The following is a 15,696-nucleotide window of genomic DNA, read 5'->3' on the forward strand; positions in this document are numbered from 1 at the left end:
TCGCGTGGTTGACCGCGGGTCGGTGAACGCGTCGATCCCCTCCTTGGCCGGCGCGAAATCAGTCCTCATACTCGCAGAGGGCAAAAGCTCCTGTTGAGCGCGCAACCCGAAACGGCGCCGGGTGTGGTCCGGAGACAACATTTCAACAGGTTGGCAATGAATCCAGGATCGGATCAGGTTTGAAAATCTCCGGTCCAAAACGGAGGCGGCCGTCAAAAGGCTGGATGTCCCGTAGATCCAGACCGTCGAGCGCAAATGAAACGTGGGGTGTGTAGTCTCGATAAAACCACGTCATCCCCGCCCGGCGAAACTCAGCATGACGGCGTACAAGCTTGGCGGAACTAAAGGCCAGTACGACGATGCCTCCAAAGTTCAGGACAGCTCTTCGTTGGCTCGCGCGGACCGTCAAATCGCTCGCGGCGGGAACCAACTGCCGCCCGACGTTCGGGTCGTGGAATTTTCCGATCGTGACATGTAACGCGGTCGCCGGTATGATCTCCCGGAAGCCTTCGGTGATCGCCCATTCAATTAAGTCGTTTCGATTAAGAAGTTCCCTGATGACGAACACTCGTTTGTTTCTCAGGAGTTTCAGGGGGGGGGGCGCTTATCTCTCGGTCTCTAAATGATTACAAAAATTCATGGAATCGGGGACAGGATCTTTGGTTCTATTCAAGAGCATTAAAGGTATCCCCTCCAGCGGGCATTGAGCTAATGGTACTCGATAATGGCGACCGAGTTTCAAAGTTTACGAGGAAAACGAGCAGCACTTTTGGCAAATGCTTCCTCATCGCTGATCAGTTGATCGATTATGATATATACAATCCATGATTGATTTCACGTTTCTCGTAGGGGTCAGAACAAGATTAGTGCGAAATCGTACGCCAAGCGAATTTGTCCATATTTTCAGCAGTCGCCGTCTGTGCTGAATAGGAAGTTTTAGGGTGGAATACTGTTTAGGAACCCATTTTTAGAACGAAAACCGATCTCAAGCATCACTTTCTCGGCTAAACGTATGATTTCGCACTAATATCGCGGTAGGGATGCCCATTACTGAGCACCCCCCGCACAGATCCGGACGAGCGGAATTCCCGCATCCGGCTCCTACCTCGGGTGCTTGACGGCAAAGCGTACTCGCGGCCAAGGGTGAAGAATGCGCGGTCTCGGGAGCCAGTCATTGGCCAGCCGTATCATTCGTTCCCAGATCAAGCGATGCCTCTGACTCCGACGCCGAAGCGTCTGGGCCCAGAGACGGATGATGTGGTCGCGAAAGGCACCGAGCGACCGGAAGTTGGTCGGTACGGCGTGATACGCATAATAGCCGGTAAGCACCTGCTTTAGCCATCGTCCCTGCTCGGGAATGGGCCAATGCATGCGCCGTCGCAACTCGTTCTTGATTTCCTTCAGTTTCGCCACCCTGCGGTCCCTCCGGCTTTTCCGAAGGATTTGGAACCGGCCCTGCCGGGTCCTCCCGCAAATGTGGGTGAAAACAAGGAAGTTGAACGTTTCCGGCTTGCCAAGTCCCTTCCTGCGGCGGGCTTGGGCCGCATAGCGGCCAAACTCGATCAGTCGGGTCTTGTCCGGATGGAGTTGCAACGCAAACTCCTGCAGCCGTTCCCGCATCATGTCCCAGAATCGCCGGGCATCGGCTTCGTATTGGAAGCCAACCACGATATCGTCCGCGTAACGCACGATGATCATGTCGCCGGTGGCCTCGCGTCGTCGCCAACGATCGGCCCAAAGATCGAATACGTAGTGCAGGTAAATATTGGCAAGCAGCGGCGAAATCACTGAACCCTGCCCGGTTCCCCTTTCACTAACCGTGACGATCCCCTCTTCCAGGATACCCGCCCTGAGCCATTTGCGGATCAGGCGGAGGATGCGCTTGTCGCCGATGCGATGCTCCACGAAACGGATGAGCCAATCCTGGCTGACCCCGTCGAAAAAGCTCGCAATGTCGGCGTCTAGAATGTAGCTCACCTTCCGCGTTTCGATCCCGACAAACAGGGCGTCCAGCGCATCATGCTGGCCGCGCTCCGGTCGAAACCCATAGCTGAACCCGAGGAAGTCCTCCTCGTAGATTTGGTTCAGCACCGCCGCCGTCGCCCTCTGGACGATCTTGTCTTCAAGAGCGGCAATCGCGAGCGGCCGCTGCCGTCCGTCTGGCTTCGGTATATACGTCCGCCGTGACGGTAGGGCACGATATGTTCCCCCTTGAACCCGACCGTGCAGGTCCGCGATCCGTTGATCGAGGTCTGCTTCATAGGTTCGCCGAGTCTGCCCATCTACGCCGGGGGCCGCGTCACGCTTGAGTGCGTAGAATGCCGTCCTCAGCATCTCTGGATTGATCTGGTGGAAGAGCGCGGTGAACTTCTCCTTCTTCCTTTGCCTTGCGGCCTGCCGTATGCGGTCCAGCGCATGTGACACACTTTCCCGGTCCTGTGCCCGGCGCGTGCTTTGCTGATCCGCATTTCCCTCGGTTCCTACCCTTCGCTCCCCCTGCTCCGCCACCGGTAAGCCGGCTTTGTTCGTAGGGTTCTTCGCTACTATGGCAGGATCTGACTCCTCAGGATCGTTCATCATCGGCTTCGGCTCCTCGCCTTCCCGATGCGGACCAGCCGTGGCACGCCACTCTGGCCAATCCCGAGGCCTCCCGGTTCCCGCGCAAGGAGCGTCCGTGCATGCCAGGGTCTCAGACCACGTCGGGTTGAGCCGGCACTCGCGCTGTCGGGCCGGTTCATGTTGCCTTCCGCACACAAGATGAGCGTCGGCACCCGAGAAGCGTCAATTTCGTGGCTCAATGGCTGGCCTACACGCTCCCCTGTCAACGCTTCACGGGCGGCCTCACGACCGACCGCGCATGACTCGGGGCCAATGTGGGTCGCTACTCCTTCATTGCAATGGACTTTCACCATCTACTCCTTGCCGGTCTCCCGGCGCACCTTGTTCTGACCCCAATGCCGTGGCAACTCGCCTAGCATTAAACGGCAGGCCTGGGACCGGAGGCGTGTCTGTAAACATCGAACCGGGCCGCTTCAAACGCACGGGTCGCGGCCCGTGCGCTTCCCGCGCTGACATACTGGCGCCTGCTTGAGGCCGTGCGGAATGGCGCTCGCAATGCGTCCGCCAAATCAAAACAGGACATGTAGATGACGACCAACCTATCCCGACGGACAATCATCCAGGCATTTACCGCCTCGATCGTGACGGGCGCGCTGGCCGGCCGCGCGCTAGCGCAGCAGGGCCACTTCCACAAGGCGCCGTTCTCCACGCTCCGCGGAACCACCGTCGAGGAATTGGCGCCGCATCAGATCGGACAGCGGCAATTGGAGAGCCCGGCGCCGAAGGGGCCTCAGGGAAGATGGGAGGCGCGGGCCGCGCTGCCGCTGCCCAGATCCGAAATGGCCTGGGCGACGGCGCTCAACGGGCGCATGCATGTGGTGGGCGGCTAGCGCCTACCATCATGTCTGCGACCCGCAAGAGGACCGGTGGAGCATGCTTGCGCCTTTGCCGCGCGGCGCCAATCACATCGCCGTCGTCGCCGACGGTGACCGTCTCTATGCGTTGGGTGGATTTCTGGAGCAGAACCGGACGCCCGACGACAACGCCTTCGTTTACGATCTCAAGGCCGATAGCTGGCGCTCGATCGCCCGCCTGTCGCGCGAGCATCGGCTGGCATGAGGTCTATGATCAGGCCACCGACCGTTGGGAGACGCGCAAGTCGCTTCCCGCCGCCCGTGATCACGCCGGCGTGGTCGCTCATGACGGGCGGATCCATGTGATCGGCGGTCGCTTCAACACCTTCGAATACAACACCGATCGTCACGACGTGTACTATCCAGACAGGGACAGTTGGGCGTCGGCCGCCCCGATCCCGACCGGGCGATCCGGACACGGCCTCGTCATCTATCGTGGACGTTTCTTTGCGATGGGCGGCGAGCAGCGTGACTTCGACCGGAACTGGCAGCCGCATGACAAAGTCTTCGGTCAGCTCGAGAGCTACGATCCGACGAGCGATACGTGGCAGAGCCACGCGCCGATGATGACGCCACGGCATGGCCTCGGCGCCGTTGCGCTGGGAGACTGGATACGTGTCGCCGGTGGCGAGCCGGCGGTCGGAGGCGGCATGCAGTCGTCGATCCACGAGGCGTTTACCCTGGGCTGAGCTCGGAGATGCGGCGCACCGTTCGAACCTGATTTGCGACGCCGATGGTCTTCATTTCCACCGGCTACCGTTCGCGCCCGTCCGCTCGCAGCAAGTCTAGGCCGGCGATCATCAGGTCCAGCCCGAACGCGAACTCCTCCTCGAGTGGCACCGGCAGTTCATTCGCTAAGGCCAAAGTGGCCGGGAAGGCGGTCCGGTCCAACTGATGGAAGGCGGCGGATTGTGCTGCGTCCTCGCCGGCAGCGGCGCTCTGCTCACCGATCTGGATTGCGAATCCGAGGACAAAGCGTGCGAGGGTCGCATAGGTGCGCGCTGCGAGCGGGGGCGCAAACCCGTTGTCCAGCATCATGGCGAGGGCGCGTTCACGCAGAGCCATCGCATGGGGTCCGTTTGGTGTCGCCTCGAGCAGAAGCTGAGCCACTCCGCGGTGCTGGCCTAAAACAGCGAACATACGTCGCGCCAGCGAGCGGCATGCCTGCCGCCAGTCCGTTTGCGGCAAGGGCGAATTAGAAAGCTCCGCTTCCTTGAACACGTAGTCAACGATCTGCAGGACCAGATCCGCCCGGCTCTCAAAGTGCCGGTAGAGCATGGCTGTACTGGAATTGAGTTCACTGGCGAGGCGCCGCATCGTGAGGGCTTGCGTACCCTCCTCGTCTGCGATCCTTAGCGCTGCGCTCAATATGCGATCGAGCGGAATGGCGGGGCGGCCTGAAGGCAATTTGATCCTTACTCCGGATATCAAGAAAGAGTCGGCACTAGATGCGACTATGCTTCTTGAGCATCCTGTGCACAACGCGCAAGATTACCTGTTCGCGTATCCGTCCCAGGATTCCGCTCGCCTCGATCTTGCCAAGCAGGCGTTGTCCGGACTCGGACAGTCTGTCCAGTACCGTTCCGAGATCAACGTCGACCAGCGCGTGATCACGCTTGCGCCATTGGCCCGCTATCATCACCGCTTCGATATTCGCTATGCTCGCCTGCAGCGCGGCAGCGGTCGGGTCGTGCGCAGGCCAAAGATTGAGAGCGCGGGTGTCGATGGCGATCAGATCTGCCAGCATGCCCGGCGCCAGCTGGCCGATGCGATCGGCGAGGCCGAGGGCGCGCGCGCCCTCGATCGTCGACCACGTCAATGCCTGCTTGCTGGTGATTGTTGGGGTGGGAGAAAACAGGCCGGTCGAGCGCCGCTGCTGCTCGTGATCGTAGCCGCGCTGCTGAGCGATCGCTATCCGCGCCGCGATCAATACCTCGCCGCACACGGCCGTATCGATGTCGGTGCCAAGCGAGGGAGCTGCGCCAAGGCGCATTAGCCGCCCGGTGACGGGAAAGCCGTGGCCCTGGCCGAGTTCGTTCTCGGGCGTGACCGTGAACGTCGCGCCAGCATCGACGAATGACTTGAGCCATTCATCAGGAATGTCATTGCCATGCACAATGTTGGTTAGAGGCCCGATCAGGCCCGCATCCCGCACCGCTTCCCAGGACGGGCCCGGCCGACCGCCGCTTTGGTGCATGGAGACGAGTAGGTCGCGATCCCGCGCGGTCAGGAAATCGGCGATCGCGATCTTTGCGCTCGACAGTTGCGGTCCCGGAATGGCCATGCCGAGGTCCAGCAGATCGTGACGCGCGATAGGGCCTGCCAGCAGGCGATCGATCTCTGCCGCGGGATGCGCCTGCTCGCGAAGCCTGTGCGACATTCCGTGAAAAAAGACGGCGCGAATGCCGGATTCGGCGAGGCCCTGGAGGGTTGCATCGGCATGCTCTGGGGTTCGCGCATTATGCGACCAGTCACCGAGCGTCGTGGTTCCGCAGTTGATCTGGTTGAGCGCGCACGCCAGAGCGGCGATATGCATGTCTTCGGGCTGGTAATGCGAGGCAAGGCCGCCATGCGTCTTGGCGAGGTACTCGAGCAGGGTCCAGTCGCTGCCGATACACCGCAAGGCGGCCTGCCAACTGTGCAGATGCGCGTTGACCAGGCCGGGCATGAGGATACGCCCGGAGAAATCGATGGTCTCCGCGTCCGTCTCTTCCAGATTCTCGGCCATGGCCGCGATGCGTCCATTCTCCACTAGAATGTCCAGCCGCTCGGCATCGGGCCGGTCCATGGCCATGGTGATGACTGTTCCGCCGTGGAGCAAAATGCGAGTCATGGCGCCCGCCCGGCATAGCCCGTGGGATCGGAGGCGAACGATCGGCTCGAAGGTGTCAGCAAGGCGACTGCCGCTTGCAGCCTGGTTCGCGCCGCTGGGGGAGCGATCTGGCTGACATAGCCGTCGGGTCGGATGAGGAACACGGTATCCTCGGCCACGCCATAAGCCAGGCGGAACGTCCTGGCGGGATCGGTGAAGCTCTCCTGCGCATACCGGGGATGGGAGACCTCGACGAGGATGCGCTGCAACCCCGCGCCCACTACGGGCCAAACAAGGTCTTCGAGCGCAATGGCGGCGTTATCGCCATAGGCGATCGCCGTGAAGTGCGGACCAACAAAGGCTTCGTGCAGACGGGAGGGGCGTCCATCTGGCGTGACCAGTTCGGCATCCGGCGCACGATCGCCCGCCTGGAGGCGCGCGGTCCTCGCCGCGGGATCCTGCGCGAGGGGACCATCGCGATAACTCAGCGCGAGCTGGCGCTCATCCTTGCCGCGCCGCACGCTCGACGGATCGAGTTTGGCGATACCCTCGTATTTCTTGGTCGATAGCGACAGCGCTGCCGCCGCGATCGGCCGGCGCTCCTGCTCGTAGCTGTCGAGCAGTCCTTCGTCGGCACCAGCCAGCACTTGGCCGAGCTTCCAGCCGAGATTGTAGGCATCCTGAATCCCGGTATTGAGCCCTTGAGCGCCGGCCGGCGGGTGCACATGGGCAGCATCTCCGGCAAGGAATACGCGGCCGCGGCGATAATGCTCGGCGAGGCGAATGTTGGGCCGGAACACCGATTTCCACTGGATGTCATGCAGCACGACGCGCGGCGTGCCAATCCGCGCCTGAACGCGCCGGTTGATCGCCGCAAGGTCGAGTTCCGGCTTTTCATCGGGTGGCAGCCGGATCATCCACTGGAAAAGTTCGCCATGCGGGAGCGGACAGGCACCGATGAACCGTCCCGCCCGGCCTGGCCAGATATGCCAGCGGTTGCGCGGCAGTCCGCTCGTCACCGCGTCGACGATGATCATCCGGTCGTCTTCGTGCGTCGATCCCTCGAACCCTAAACCCAGATTCTGGCGCACGGCGCTGCCGCCGCCATCAGCGCCGACGATATAGCGGGCGGCGATCTCGCGCGTTTCGCCGAGGGCCGAGACGCGCGCGGTCGCGCTCCGCGCGTCCTGGGCAAGGCCGGTGAGTTCGCTGCCGAATTCGACACTGTGGCCGAAGGCCGCCAGGCGCGCGTGCAGCGCGGCGTCGGTCCGGAACTGCGGTATCAACCAGGTGCTCGGAAACGGGATGTCTGGCTGGCGCGGCTTTCTGGCGATCATCCGCCATGGGATCGTCAGCGGTCCCAGATGAAACCCGAGCAAGGGATAATCACTACCGCCCGCCATGACCTCGTCAATCGCGCCCAAGTCCTGCAGCACTTCCAGCGTCCGGGGCTGCAGGCCCTTGGCGCGCGAACCCGGAAAGCTCGTGATTGCCTTGTCGATGATGCGGATGTCGAGCCCGCGGCGGGCGAGGTCGATCGCCAGCGTCGTGCCGGTGGGCCCCGCGCCGACGATGAGTACGTCGATGATTTTGGTGCTCATGAAGGCCCCCTGTGGGCGTTGACGAAGGAAGTGAAAAGCTCGGCAACCTCGCTTGGGCGCTCAAACGGCGTCATGTGCCCGCATGCGAGGACATGGCAGCGTTCCGGTCGCAGCAAGGCACGGGCGGCGTCGAGCTTGTCGATCGGCGTGACCTGATCGTCGCGCCCCCAGATCAACAATTTTGGCAAGGCGAGATCGCCGACACGCCGGTAGAGTTCAGCCCGGCCAAACAGGCCGAAATGCAACAGCGTGTCGAAGAGCGCATGAAGCGAACCCTCATAGCGATAGGCATCATTGATCATGGCCGAGAGATCCGCCGCGTGCGTGCGATCGCCGAGATTGTGCGCTTGATGATTGTCGAGCCACTGGCGCCCGAACCGGCGTGCGACGAAGCGCGCGAGTGGTTCGGCGGATTGCAGCAGGCGCAACGCGGCAGGCATGTTGCCGAGCCCGGCGGGGCCTGCCACCGTCAACGTGGCGACCGAAGCTGGGTGTTCGACGAGGTAGCCCATCGCCACCAATGCGCCCATGGATGAGCCGATGATGTGGTGACGGCCGCCAAGGGCGAGGGCGCGAACGAGTTCGGTGATCTGACGCACGAACAAGGCGTCGTCATAGGGTTTGCGCAGCCGCTCGGAATAGCCGCGCGCGTAGCCGCTGTAGGCTAGTGTCCGAAAGCCGGCGGCGTGCAACTCGGGGACGAAGTGGTCCCAATAGAACAGCGGGATGGTGAGGCCGCCGGCCAGGATCACGACGTCCCCGCTCAGTGGCCCGGAGAGTTCGTAGTGGGTGACGCCATCGGGCAATTCGATGAAGTTGCCGCGAAGGCCTGCGCGTGCCGTTGCATCGAGCTGTCGATCCTCGCCCCTTGCCACGAAATATTTCATAGGGTCGTCCTGGTCGGTCGCAAGCTGTCACGAAGCGCGTTCAGGAAATCTGCGATGGCGTTCGCGACCCAGACCGGGTCCTCCTCGGGAAGAAGGTGTCCGGCCACCGGGTGGATCCGCTCCTGCGCCGCCGAAATATCGCGCGCGAAATATTGGCCGTCGATGCCGGCGCTGCGCAGCACCAGAGTAGGCGCCACGATGCGCGGGATCTCCGCGCTGCGATCCGCCTGATTGGTATTGGCGAGATCCACGAAGGCCGAGCGGTTGCCAGGCAGCGACATCAGGCCGTGTACGCGATCGACCATCGCGTCATCGACGATCGTCGATCTTTGGCCGACAATGGATCGTAGATTGGCCAGGGTCGCCTTGCGTGGCAGCCAGTGTCGCAGCAAGGGCCGCAGCAGTGGATTGCGCGCCAGGCGCAATCCGGCGGGCAGGGATTTCTCGGGATAGCCGGTGGCGTTGATCAGGACAAGAGCGTCAAGCCGTTCTGGGTGCCTCAGGGCAAGGTTCCACGCGATGTTGCCGCCCAGCGAATTGCCGGCAACGCTGTACCTTTCGATATTGAGCGCTGCCATGAATGCAGCCATCGTCGCGACATAGGTCTCGATCCGGTAATCGCGATCCGACCGCGGGCCTGTCAGGCCGAACCCGGGAAAGTCGGGTCGGACCACCGTGTACGAGCGCGATAGCAGAGCGGCTACACGCTCGAAACCCTCCATAGATGAACCGCTACCATGGAGCAGCAGAATCGCCGGTCCGGAACCCGCGCGTTTGAAATGCACCCGGACTCCGCCGAGCTGGACGAAACATGAGTCTGCCGAGGCTTTGCTCCAATCGATCATATCGGTAACAATGTATCCGAAATTGTGTGATGTCAACCGACGGGGCAGCAGTCGAGTGAGCCGGTGGCCGATTTGTAGGAGTGGACATAATGAAAACTCTCGATTGTCGCCTCCTTAGGATCGCCGTCACCGCGGACGCGAGGCCCGATCGGACCATGGCGCCCATGATCGGCGTGGAGGTGACGATCGAATTCTGCGGTGCCGGCCCGTGCGGGCGACTGGTGTTCGGCCCCCGCATCGTCGCCGGTCCCGACGTGCTTGATATCCGAAACCGAGATCAGAGTATGCGTCAGTGAAAGCTGAAAGGCCTGCCGATCCTCACCGGACCTGCCGGAGATTCGAAGCGCTGGGCCGATGCACGAATCTACAATCCGAAGCATGGCCGGACCAATCAAGTAGCCTCACCCAGACCTGGAAGTGCGCGCTGACGCGCGTACGCGCAGCCCTTTGGCTTCGCGAGGTTCTGCGTAGGACCGCAGCTGAACGAGTTTCGCACAGCGCCGTCGACTAGGCTCGGGACCCATTGGTTGAGCTAGAGCGCGACGCTGGCTGCGATTCAGACAGTTGAGAAGAAGGTGTGGGCGCATCGATCCTGGTCGTCGCCACCAATGCCGCCGGCGCCGGCATTACTGTAACAGTTAACGGCGGCGGTCTCATCGCCTAAGACGCTACCTACCCACTCAAGCTCTGAGAACGTCACCACTTCATCAACACGTCCCGGCGGCTTCGTAAGTTCATTTCCCCATGAGATCGAGCTCGGTCGCGACAAGGTGATTTCGCATCGCCTCGGCCGCTCCGGCCCGGTCCCTGCTTTCTATCGCGGCAACAATCGCTTCATGCTCGTCAAAGGAATGATAGTCGGCCGGGGGGCCGTAGCTGCGCTTGTCCAGACCGCCCCAAACCACCCTTCGACGTACCTCGTTGACGATATCGAAGATCTCAGCGAGAAGATTGTTGCCCGCCGCCGCGGCGATTGAGGCATGAAACTCGCAGTCCAGCCGCTGATAGTCGGGCCAAGCCGGGGCCTTTCGCATCTCCGCGCATAGAGCCTTCATGCGTGCGATCTGTAGGCCGGTGGCCGTCCGTGCCGCAAGCGCGGCGATCTCGGGCTCAAGAACGCGCCTGACCTGCATAGCTTCCGGCGGGCTGACGCGCTCCGCCATTGCCGAGGCATCCGGGCGACGACGCTCGGCCGGCGCTGACACGAACGTGCCCTTGCCGACACGGCGCCATAGCAGTCCTTCGGCTTCCAGCAAGGCGAGACCCTTGCGCAATTCGGCTCGCGAAAGGCCAAGGGTCACGGCAAGCTCCCGTTCGGGCGGCAGGCGGCCGTCCGGCCGGATTTGGGCTGTTTCGAGCCATTGTCTCAGTTGGTCTGTCACGTCGATGCATCATCCTTTTGCATGCAGGGGGGCATATGACATGGCGCCTGATTGGTCAACCAATATGTAGGGTTGCGCGAATATTGGTTGACACACATCAGTAAGATTATGTATGGTTGACCAAGTACAACCAATAATCATAAATGTGCCGGATTGGTTGAAGCGGACAGCAAGGGAGCGCCTCGGATGCAAGACCTCGAAAAGCCCACCGGCCCCGTCAGCGACGACATTCCAGAGGTGATGCGGGCCTGGGTGCTAGGCGGCCCGGGCGAGCTTCGCCAGACCACGAAAGCCGTGCCAGCGCCGGGAAAGGCCGAAGTGCTGGTGCGGGTCGATGCCGTCGCGATCTGCGCAACCGATCTCGAAATTATTCAATACGGCACTCCGGCCAGGATCGGGGGCGGAGAGCCGTTCAACAAGAACTTCACGCCTGGTCATGAATACATGGGAACAGTGGCCGCGCTCGGCCCTGGTGTCGATGAGTTCAAAGTCGGCGAACGCGTCTCCGTGGAGATTCACGCGGGCTGCGGCCAATGCAAACGATGCCGCCAGGGCATGTACACCTCGTGTCTCAATTACGGGAACAACTTCGGCGACGTAAACAAGGGCCATCGAGCGAACGGTTTCACAACGGATGGCGGGTTCGCAGAATACGCGGTGAACAATGTCAATACGCTGGTGCGCGTTCCTGACGGCATGACGGACGCTGAGGCGACGCTGGTGGTCACGGCTGGGACGTCAATGTACGCGCTCACCGAGCTCGGCGGCCTCGTGGCTGGCGAGAGCGTCGTCGTCATCGGGCCCGGACCGATCGGTTTGCTAGGCGCGGCTGTCGCGAAGGCCCTCGGCGCCGAACCTGTGATCCTAGTCGGAACGCGAGACAACCGCTTGGAAAAAGGCCGGCGGCTCGGCGCGAACGTGACCGTCAACGCCAGGCACGAAGATGCAGTTGCGCGGGTGAGAGATCTCACCGCCGATGGTGGGGTAGACTACGTGCTCGATTGCGCCGGCAGTCAAGAGTCTGTCGATATGGCGGTCCGCATGGTCAATCGCGGCGGAAAAATCTGCTTCGCTGCATTCCCGCATGAACCGATCGCCGTCGATCTCGGCTATCTCGTAAAGAACAACGTCTACGTCTATGGGATACGGGGAGAGGGGCGATCCGCCACGCATCGCGCCATGGCACTGATGGCGGCAAAGCGGTTCGACGCCACGACAATCCATACGCATACTTTCGGCTTTTCTGAACTCCCGGAAGCCTTGCGACATGCGCGCGAGCGCGTCGACGACGCGATCAAGGTGGTCGTTCAAATTCATTCCGAATCCGAAAGTCGGCTAGCGGCCGAGTAAAAACCGCACGAAGAGGAGAACACTTATGGGCACAGCCACGAAACCCCAGTCCGTCGACTCAAACCCGCGCTCGCATTGGCCGCAAGACCTGCAGCGTGAATTTGACGACAATATTTTGAACGCCTGCGTCGGCAGTGTGCTGGTATCAGAAACGGATCGTGTGCGCGTCTGGCATCTGCATATCCCTGCGGGCAAGCGCTGCGCGTTCCACCGACATCAACTCGATTACTTCTGGACCGCGCACGTCGCCGGCCGTGCCCGCGGCTACTACGATGATGGCCGCGTCGTGGATGTGGAGCATTATAAAGGTGAAACCAAGCATTTCACCTTCGGCAAAGATGAACACTTCGTTCATAGCGTCGAAAATATCGGAACAAGCGACCTTCTCTTCACGACCGTAGAGTTCAAAGGCGGGGCGAATCCGCCTCTGCCGGTCCCAGATGACGTTCGGCTCGCACAATCGGCTTCAGTCGGGCCGCTTTCTCGCACCACAGGGGTCATCGCGTGACGTCACATTCAATCAGTTCGCTCAAGGGCATCATCGCCGCTATACCCACGCCGATTACGCAGGATCTGGAGCCGGATAGCGAAGCCTTTCTCGATCTCGCGGGTCATTTGCTGAATGAAGGCTGCGACGGTCTGAACATACTCGGCACAACGGGGGAAGCGACGTCATTCTCGGCTGCACAGCGCGCGCGCCTGATGCAAGCCGCGGCCTCTCGGCTTCCCCGTCATCGCCTCATGGTCGGAACCGGCGCCGCGGCGGTCGATGACGCTGTCGCACTTACACGGCAGGCAGCTGAACTGGGCTTTGCAGGCGCGCTTATCCTGCCGCCGTTTTACTACAAGGGGATCGACCAGGCAGGGATCGTCGCCTTCTTCAGTCGTATAGTCGAAGCAACGCGGGACAATCCGATCAGAATTTATCTCTATAACTTTCCCGCGCTCTCGGGCGTCAAATACGAGGCGGAGTGGATCGCTACTCTTATGGATAAGTACCCTGGTCGAATTGCTGGATTGAAGGATTCGTCGGGCGACCTCGACTACGCTCGAGGTCTCGCCGAACGGTTTCGAAACTTCGATGTGTTCCCGTCGAATGAAGCCACACTGATGGAGGCCCGATCCGGCCTGTGGGCCGGATGCATTTCCGCGACCGCCAATCTGACCTCGAGGCTGTGCGCGCAAGCCCTCAAGGAGGGAGACCAGACAGCGCTTGGCACCGCCGTTTCTATTCGAAAGCTTTTCGACGGGCTGCCGCTCGTGCCCGCTGTCAAGGCGCTGATGGCTCACGCGCGTGGCTTATCCGCATTGGCTGCGGTCATGCCGCCGTTGCACGCGACCAACCCGAGCGATGTCAGAAGCTTGGTTGCGCGATTCGATAGTTTATAAAACGAGGACCGGAATAAAGCTGTATTCGCTCGGGGTTGACGAAGGAGACGTCGCCTTGGCGAAGCTCGGGGAGGTTTAGGTCCGGCATTGCCGGCCAGGAGGTCTGAGCCTGCCGAAAGGCAGCCCGCGTCAGAGACAAGAGCAAACTAATCGAGGGAGGAAGATATGACAGAAGTGCTTGGAAAAGCTGATCTGCCGGCGCGACGGATGCCGTCGTCGCATGGTGAAAGAGCGTATACGGTTGCGATCATCGTCCTGATTCTGGGTCTGTCCTACTCGTTCAACGGGCTCGACCGATCTGCGTTTCCGGCCCTTCTGAGCCCCATAAGCTCGGAGCTGGGTATCACCCCAGCGCAGGGGGGCTTTCTGTCAAACATATTCACCCTCAACATAGCTTTGTTTGGGGCGCTGAGCGGCTGGTTCATCGGGCGCTTCGGCCGAAAGCATGTGTTGGTCGGCGGCCTGCTTGCGTATTCGGCATTCACGTTCGCCATACCGCTCGCGAGCAGCTACACTGAGCTGGCGTTCTACAGAGCGATGACGGGCGCGGGCGAGGCGCTGCACATCACAGCGATCTTTTCCATGATCGGAGCTTACTTCGGCAAGCGTCGCGGAACGTTTTTCGGGATCAACAATGCCTTCTTCGGCCTTGGGACTTTTCTCGCGCCGCTGATTGCGAGCCAAATGTTTCAACTGCTCGGCTCCTGGAGGTCCCCGTTCTACCTTTTCGGAATCGCGGGCATGGTATCGGCCATTTCCGTATATCTTTTCGTTCCGAGCTGGTTTGCCGCGGCGATCGATCAGGAAATCCGGCGGGATGACGAAGCGGGGGACCTGCGCTGCCCGACTACGCTTATCAATCTGAATTCGGCGGTATGTACCGTCGCGTTCTTTCTGACAGGATTTTCATTCCTGGCATATATGGCTTTGTATTCGCTTTATCTTAAATCGGCGCTTGCCTATAGCGTCGCCGACGCCGGGTTAGCTTTCAGCATGTTTGGGATCGGCGCTCTCACTGCGTTTTTTGGAGGGTGGCTCGGCGACAAGGTTAAGAGGTGGGGCCTTATAGTGGGTCTCGCGTTGATGTCCCTTAACAGCTACGTCATGTTCTTTCATGTAATATCGCTGTACGGACAGATGGCGACATCGTTCATATTCGGCGTGCTGCTTAGCGGCTTTCTGTATCCACGGTTTCTGGCGGTTATGCAGAAAAGTGTGCAATCCCACCATATCAGTGCGGCAACGTCGATCATCCTGCCCGTGTTCTATTTTGCGGGATTTCTCTCTGGTCCGGCATTCGGCGCTCTGGTCCCGCTTGTCGGGTGGCAGACGGCCGGCGGCATAACGGTCACGATGACCGCGGCCGGCGCGGCGGTGCTGGTTTGCTTCATTAACCCGAAACGGATGCGCGGCCCTTAATGCGTGAGTGTCTCCAGTGGGGGCGGCCCAAGCTGCGTCTGACGACGTTGGGCTCTACAGCCTGCGGCGCACGAGGGCCAGGACTTCGTCGTGACGAGGCGGCGCAACTGGCCGGAATCAGCGTCGAATGGTATGTAAAGCTTGAGCAAGGGCGGGCGGCATCACCTTCTGCCTCGACGATTTCGGTATTGGGCCAGGCACTTCGCCTCAGCAGGGGTGAGCTCTCTCATCTCCCTGCCCTTGCTGAAACCCGAAGAGATGGCTGTTGATGAAGCCGGGAAGATCGGCCGCCAACGTGTGGCGGCTTCTTCTCCAACGCAGGACAGGCTATCGATCCGATCGCCCGACCGGACTTTGGGGTGCGCCACAACAATGCCTTGCTGAGAGAAAGGGCGGTGATGTTCAGACAGGCAAGTTTGACAGCATCCCCGGCTTCAGGACGTCGGGATGGTTCGCGTTGTCTGCGGTGAGTTCGGCAATCTCGCGGCATTGGATGCCTTTGAGGCGCAGCCGCTCTACCAGGCTTCCGTCGTGATCG

Annotated in this window: 16 protein-coding genes and 1 pseudogene; 9 read left to right on the forward strand and 8 right to left on the reverse strand. The window is 61.1% G+C overall.

All coding sequences use genetic code 11. The annotated features are described in order from the left end of the window. Positions 1-142: 142 nt before the first annotated feature. Positions 143-568 (reverse strand): phage prohead protein, encoded by a 426-nt coding sequence (locus FHT28_RS29890; protein WP_145646263.1) that lies wholly within the window; start codon positions 566-568, stop codon positions 143-145. A 533-nt stretch (positions 569-1,101) separates the two neighbouring features. Further along, entirely contained in the window at positions 1,102-2,580 is a 1,479-nt protein-coding gene (ltrA, locus tag FHT28_RS29895; RefSeq protein WP_168598182.1) for a group II intron reverse transcriptase/maturase, read from the reverse strand. Positions 2,581-3,146: 566 nt separating this feature from the next. Here ltrA and FHT28_RS35925 point away from each other — a divergent pair. The 3 genes from FHT28_RS35925 to FHT28_RS36920 all read left to right on the forward strand — a co-directional run bounded on the left by FHT28_RS35925 (position 3,147) and on the right by FHT28_RS36920 (position 4,162). Next, positions 3,147-3,449, forward strand: a complete 303-nt coding sequence (locus tag FHT28_RS35925) for a hypothetical protein (RefSeq protein WP_210249871.1) — start codon at positions 3,147-3,149, stop codon at positions 3,447-3,449. Positions 3,450-3,492: 43 nt separating this feature from the next. Continuing rightward, entirely contained in the window at positions 3,493-3,678 is a 186-nt protein-coding gene (locus tag FHT28_RS35930) for a kelch repeat-containing protein (protein WP_210249872.1), read from the forward strand. A gap of 70 nt (positions 3,679-3,748) precedes the next feature. Beyond that, the gene (locus tag FHT28_RS36920) at positions 3,749-4,162 is read left to right on the forward strand and encodes a hypothetical protein (RefSeq protein ID WP_210249873.1); all 414 of its coding nucleotides are present in this window, start codon (positions 3,749-3,751) and stop codon (positions 4,160-4,162) included. 64 nt (positions 4,163-4,226) lie between these two features. On the opposite strand, the gene FHT28_RS29905 is transcribed toward FHT28_RS36920, so the two are convergent. Genes FHT28_RS29905 through FHT28_RS29925 form a run of 5 tightly spaced genes read right to left on the reverse strand, consistent with a single transcriptional unit; the run spans position 4,227 to position 9,558 of the window. Beyond that, positions 4,227-4,880, reverse strand: a complete 654-nt coding sequence (locus tag FHT28_RS29905) for a TetR/AcrR family transcriptional regulator (protein WP_210249874.1) — start codon at positions 4,878-4,880, stop codon at positions 4,227-4,229. A gap of 37 nt (positions 4,881-4,917) precedes the next feature. Then, complete coding sequence (locus FHT28_RS29910) at positions 4,918-6,267, reverse strand: amidohydrolase family protein (RefSeq protein ID WP_246704980.1); 1,350 nt, start codon at positions 6,265-6,267, stop codon at positions 4,918-4,920. Between the two features lie 35 nt (positions 6,268-6,302). Next, on the reverse strand, positions 6,303-7,886 hold the full coding sequence (locus FHT28_RS29915; RefSeq protein ID WP_168598183.1) for an FAD-dependent oxidoreductase: 1,584 nt from the start codon (positions 7,884-7,886) through the stop codon (positions 6,303-6,305). Continuing rightward, on the reverse strand, positions 7,883-8,773 hold the full coding sequence (locus FHT28_RS29920) for an alpha/beta hydrolase (RefSeq protein ID WP_112342151.1): 891 nt from the start codon (positions 8,771-8,773) through the stop codon (positions 7,883-7,885). Before FHT28_RS29920 ends, FHT28_RS29915 begins: the two co-directional genes overlap by 4 nt. Continuing rightward, positions 8,770-9,558, reverse strand: a complete 789-nt coding sequence (locus tag FHT28_RS29925) for an alpha/beta hydrolase (RefSeq protein WP_210255910.1) — start codon at positions 9,556-9,558, stop codon at positions 8,770-8,772. Before FHT28_RS29925 ends, FHT28_RS29920 begins: the two co-directional genes overlap by 4 nt. Positions 9,559-9,707: 149 nt before the next feature. On the opposite strand from FHT28_RS29925, the gene FHT28_RS29930 reads away from it, so the two are divergent. Then, entirely contained in the window at positions 9,708-9,914 is a 207-nt protein-coding gene (locus FHT28_RS29930; protein ID WP_145646267.1) for a hypothetical protein, read from the forward strand. A 438-nt stretch (positions 9,915-10,352) separates the two neighbouring features. On the opposite strand, the gene FHT28_RS29935 is transcribed toward FHT28_RS29930, so the two are convergent. After that, the gene (locus FHT28_RS29935; protein ID WP_245430336.1) at positions 10,353-11,000 is read right to left on the reverse strand and encodes an FCD domain-containing protein; all 648 of its coding nucleotides are present in this window, start codon (positions 10,998-11,000) and stop codon (positions 10,353-10,355) included. A gap of 186 nt (positions 11,001-11,186) precedes the next feature. Here FHT28_RS29935 and FHT28_RS29940 point away from each other — a divergent pair, with 186 nt between their 5' ends. From FHT28_RS29940 to FHT28_RS29960, 5 genes and pseudogenes are all read left to right on the forward strand, one after another. Continuing rightward, positions 11,187-12,350 carry a zinc-binding dehydrogenase gene (locus FHT28_RS29940; protein ID WP_145646268.1) on the forward strand — a complete coding sequence of 388 codons (1,164 nt, stop codon included), beginning with the start codon at positions 11,187-11,189 and terminating at the stop codon, positions 12,348-12,350. 25 nt (positions 12,351-12,375) lie between these two features. Then, positions 12,376-12,858, forward strand: coding sequence for a hypothetical protein (locus FHT28_RS29945; RefSeq protein ID WP_145646269.1), 483 nt, complete (start codon positions 12,376-12,378; stop codon positions 12,856-12,858). After that, the gene (locus FHT28_RS29950) at positions 12,855-13,739 is read left to right on the forward strand and encodes a dihydrodipicolinate synthase family protein (protein ID WP_348645038.1); all 885 of its coding nucleotides are present in this window, start codon (positions 12,855-12,857) and stop codon (positions 13,737-13,739) included. The genes FHT28_RS29945 and FHT28_RS29950 overlap by 4 nt, the downstream gene beginning before the upstream one ends. 165 nt (positions 13,740-13,904) lie before the next feature. Beyond that, complete coding sequence (locus tag FHT28_RS29955) at positions 13,905-15,158, forward strand: MFS transporter (protein WP_145646270.1); 1,254 nt, start codon at positions 13,905-13,907, stop codon at positions 15,156-15,158. Between the two features lie 80 nt (positions 15,159-15,238). Next, positions 15,239-15,421, forward strand: a pseudogene (locus FHT28_RS29960) (helix-turn-helix transcriptional regulator); the annotation flags it as partial. Positions 15,422-15,696: the final 275 nt, after the last annotated feature.

It is taken from the genome of Rhizobium sp. SG570, assembly GCF_012275345.1.
In the GTDB taxonomy this organism is placed as follows: Bacteria; Pseudomonadota; Alphaproteobacteria; order Rhizobiales; family Rhizobiaceae; genus Rhizobium; species Rhizobium lusitanum.

Excerpts from the sequence above, each read along its gene's own strand:
- ltrA (WP_168598182.1), bottom strand. The coding sequence starts at position 2,580 with ATGATGAACGATCCTGAGGAGTCAGATCCTGCCATAGTAGCGAAGAAC.
- FHT28_RS35925 (WP_210249871.1), top strand. The coding sequence starts at position 3,147 with ATGACGACCAACCTATCCCGACGGACAATCATCCAGGCATTTACCGCC.
- FHT28_RS35930 (WP_210249872.1), top strand. The coding sequence starts at position 3,493 with ATGCTTGCGCCTTTGCCGCGCGGCGCCAATCACATCGCCGTCGTCGCC.
- FHT28_RS29910 (WP_246704980.1), bottom strand. The coding sequence starts at position 6,267 with ATGGCCATGGACCGGCCCGATGCCGAGCGGCTGGACATTCTAGTGGAG.
- FHT28_RS29915 (WP_168598183.1), bottom strand. The coding sequence starts at position 7,886 with ATGAGCACCAAAATCATCGACGTACTCATCGTCGGCGCGGGGCCCACC.
- FHT28_RS29920 (WP_112342151.1), bottom strand. The coding sequence starts at position 8,773 with ATGAAATATTTCGTGGCAAGGGGCGAGGATCGACAGCTCGATGCAACG.
- FHT28_RS29930 (WP_145646267.1), top strand. The coding sequence starts at position 9,708 with ATGAAAACTCTCGATTGTCGCCTCCTTAGGATCGCCGTCACCGCGGAC.
- FHT28_RS29940 (WP_145646268.1), top strand. The coding sequence starts at position 11,187 with ATGCAAGACCTCGAAAAGCCCACCGGCCCCGTCAGCGACGACATTCCA.
- FHT28_RS29945 (WP_145646269.1), top strand. The coding sequence starts at position 12,376 with ATGGGCACAGCCACGAAACCCCAGTCCGTCGACTCAAACCCGCGCTCG.
- FHT28_RS29955 (WP_145646270.1), top strand. The coding sequence starts at position 13,905 with ATGACAGAAGTGCTTGGAAAAGCTGATCTGCCGGCGCGACGGATGCCG.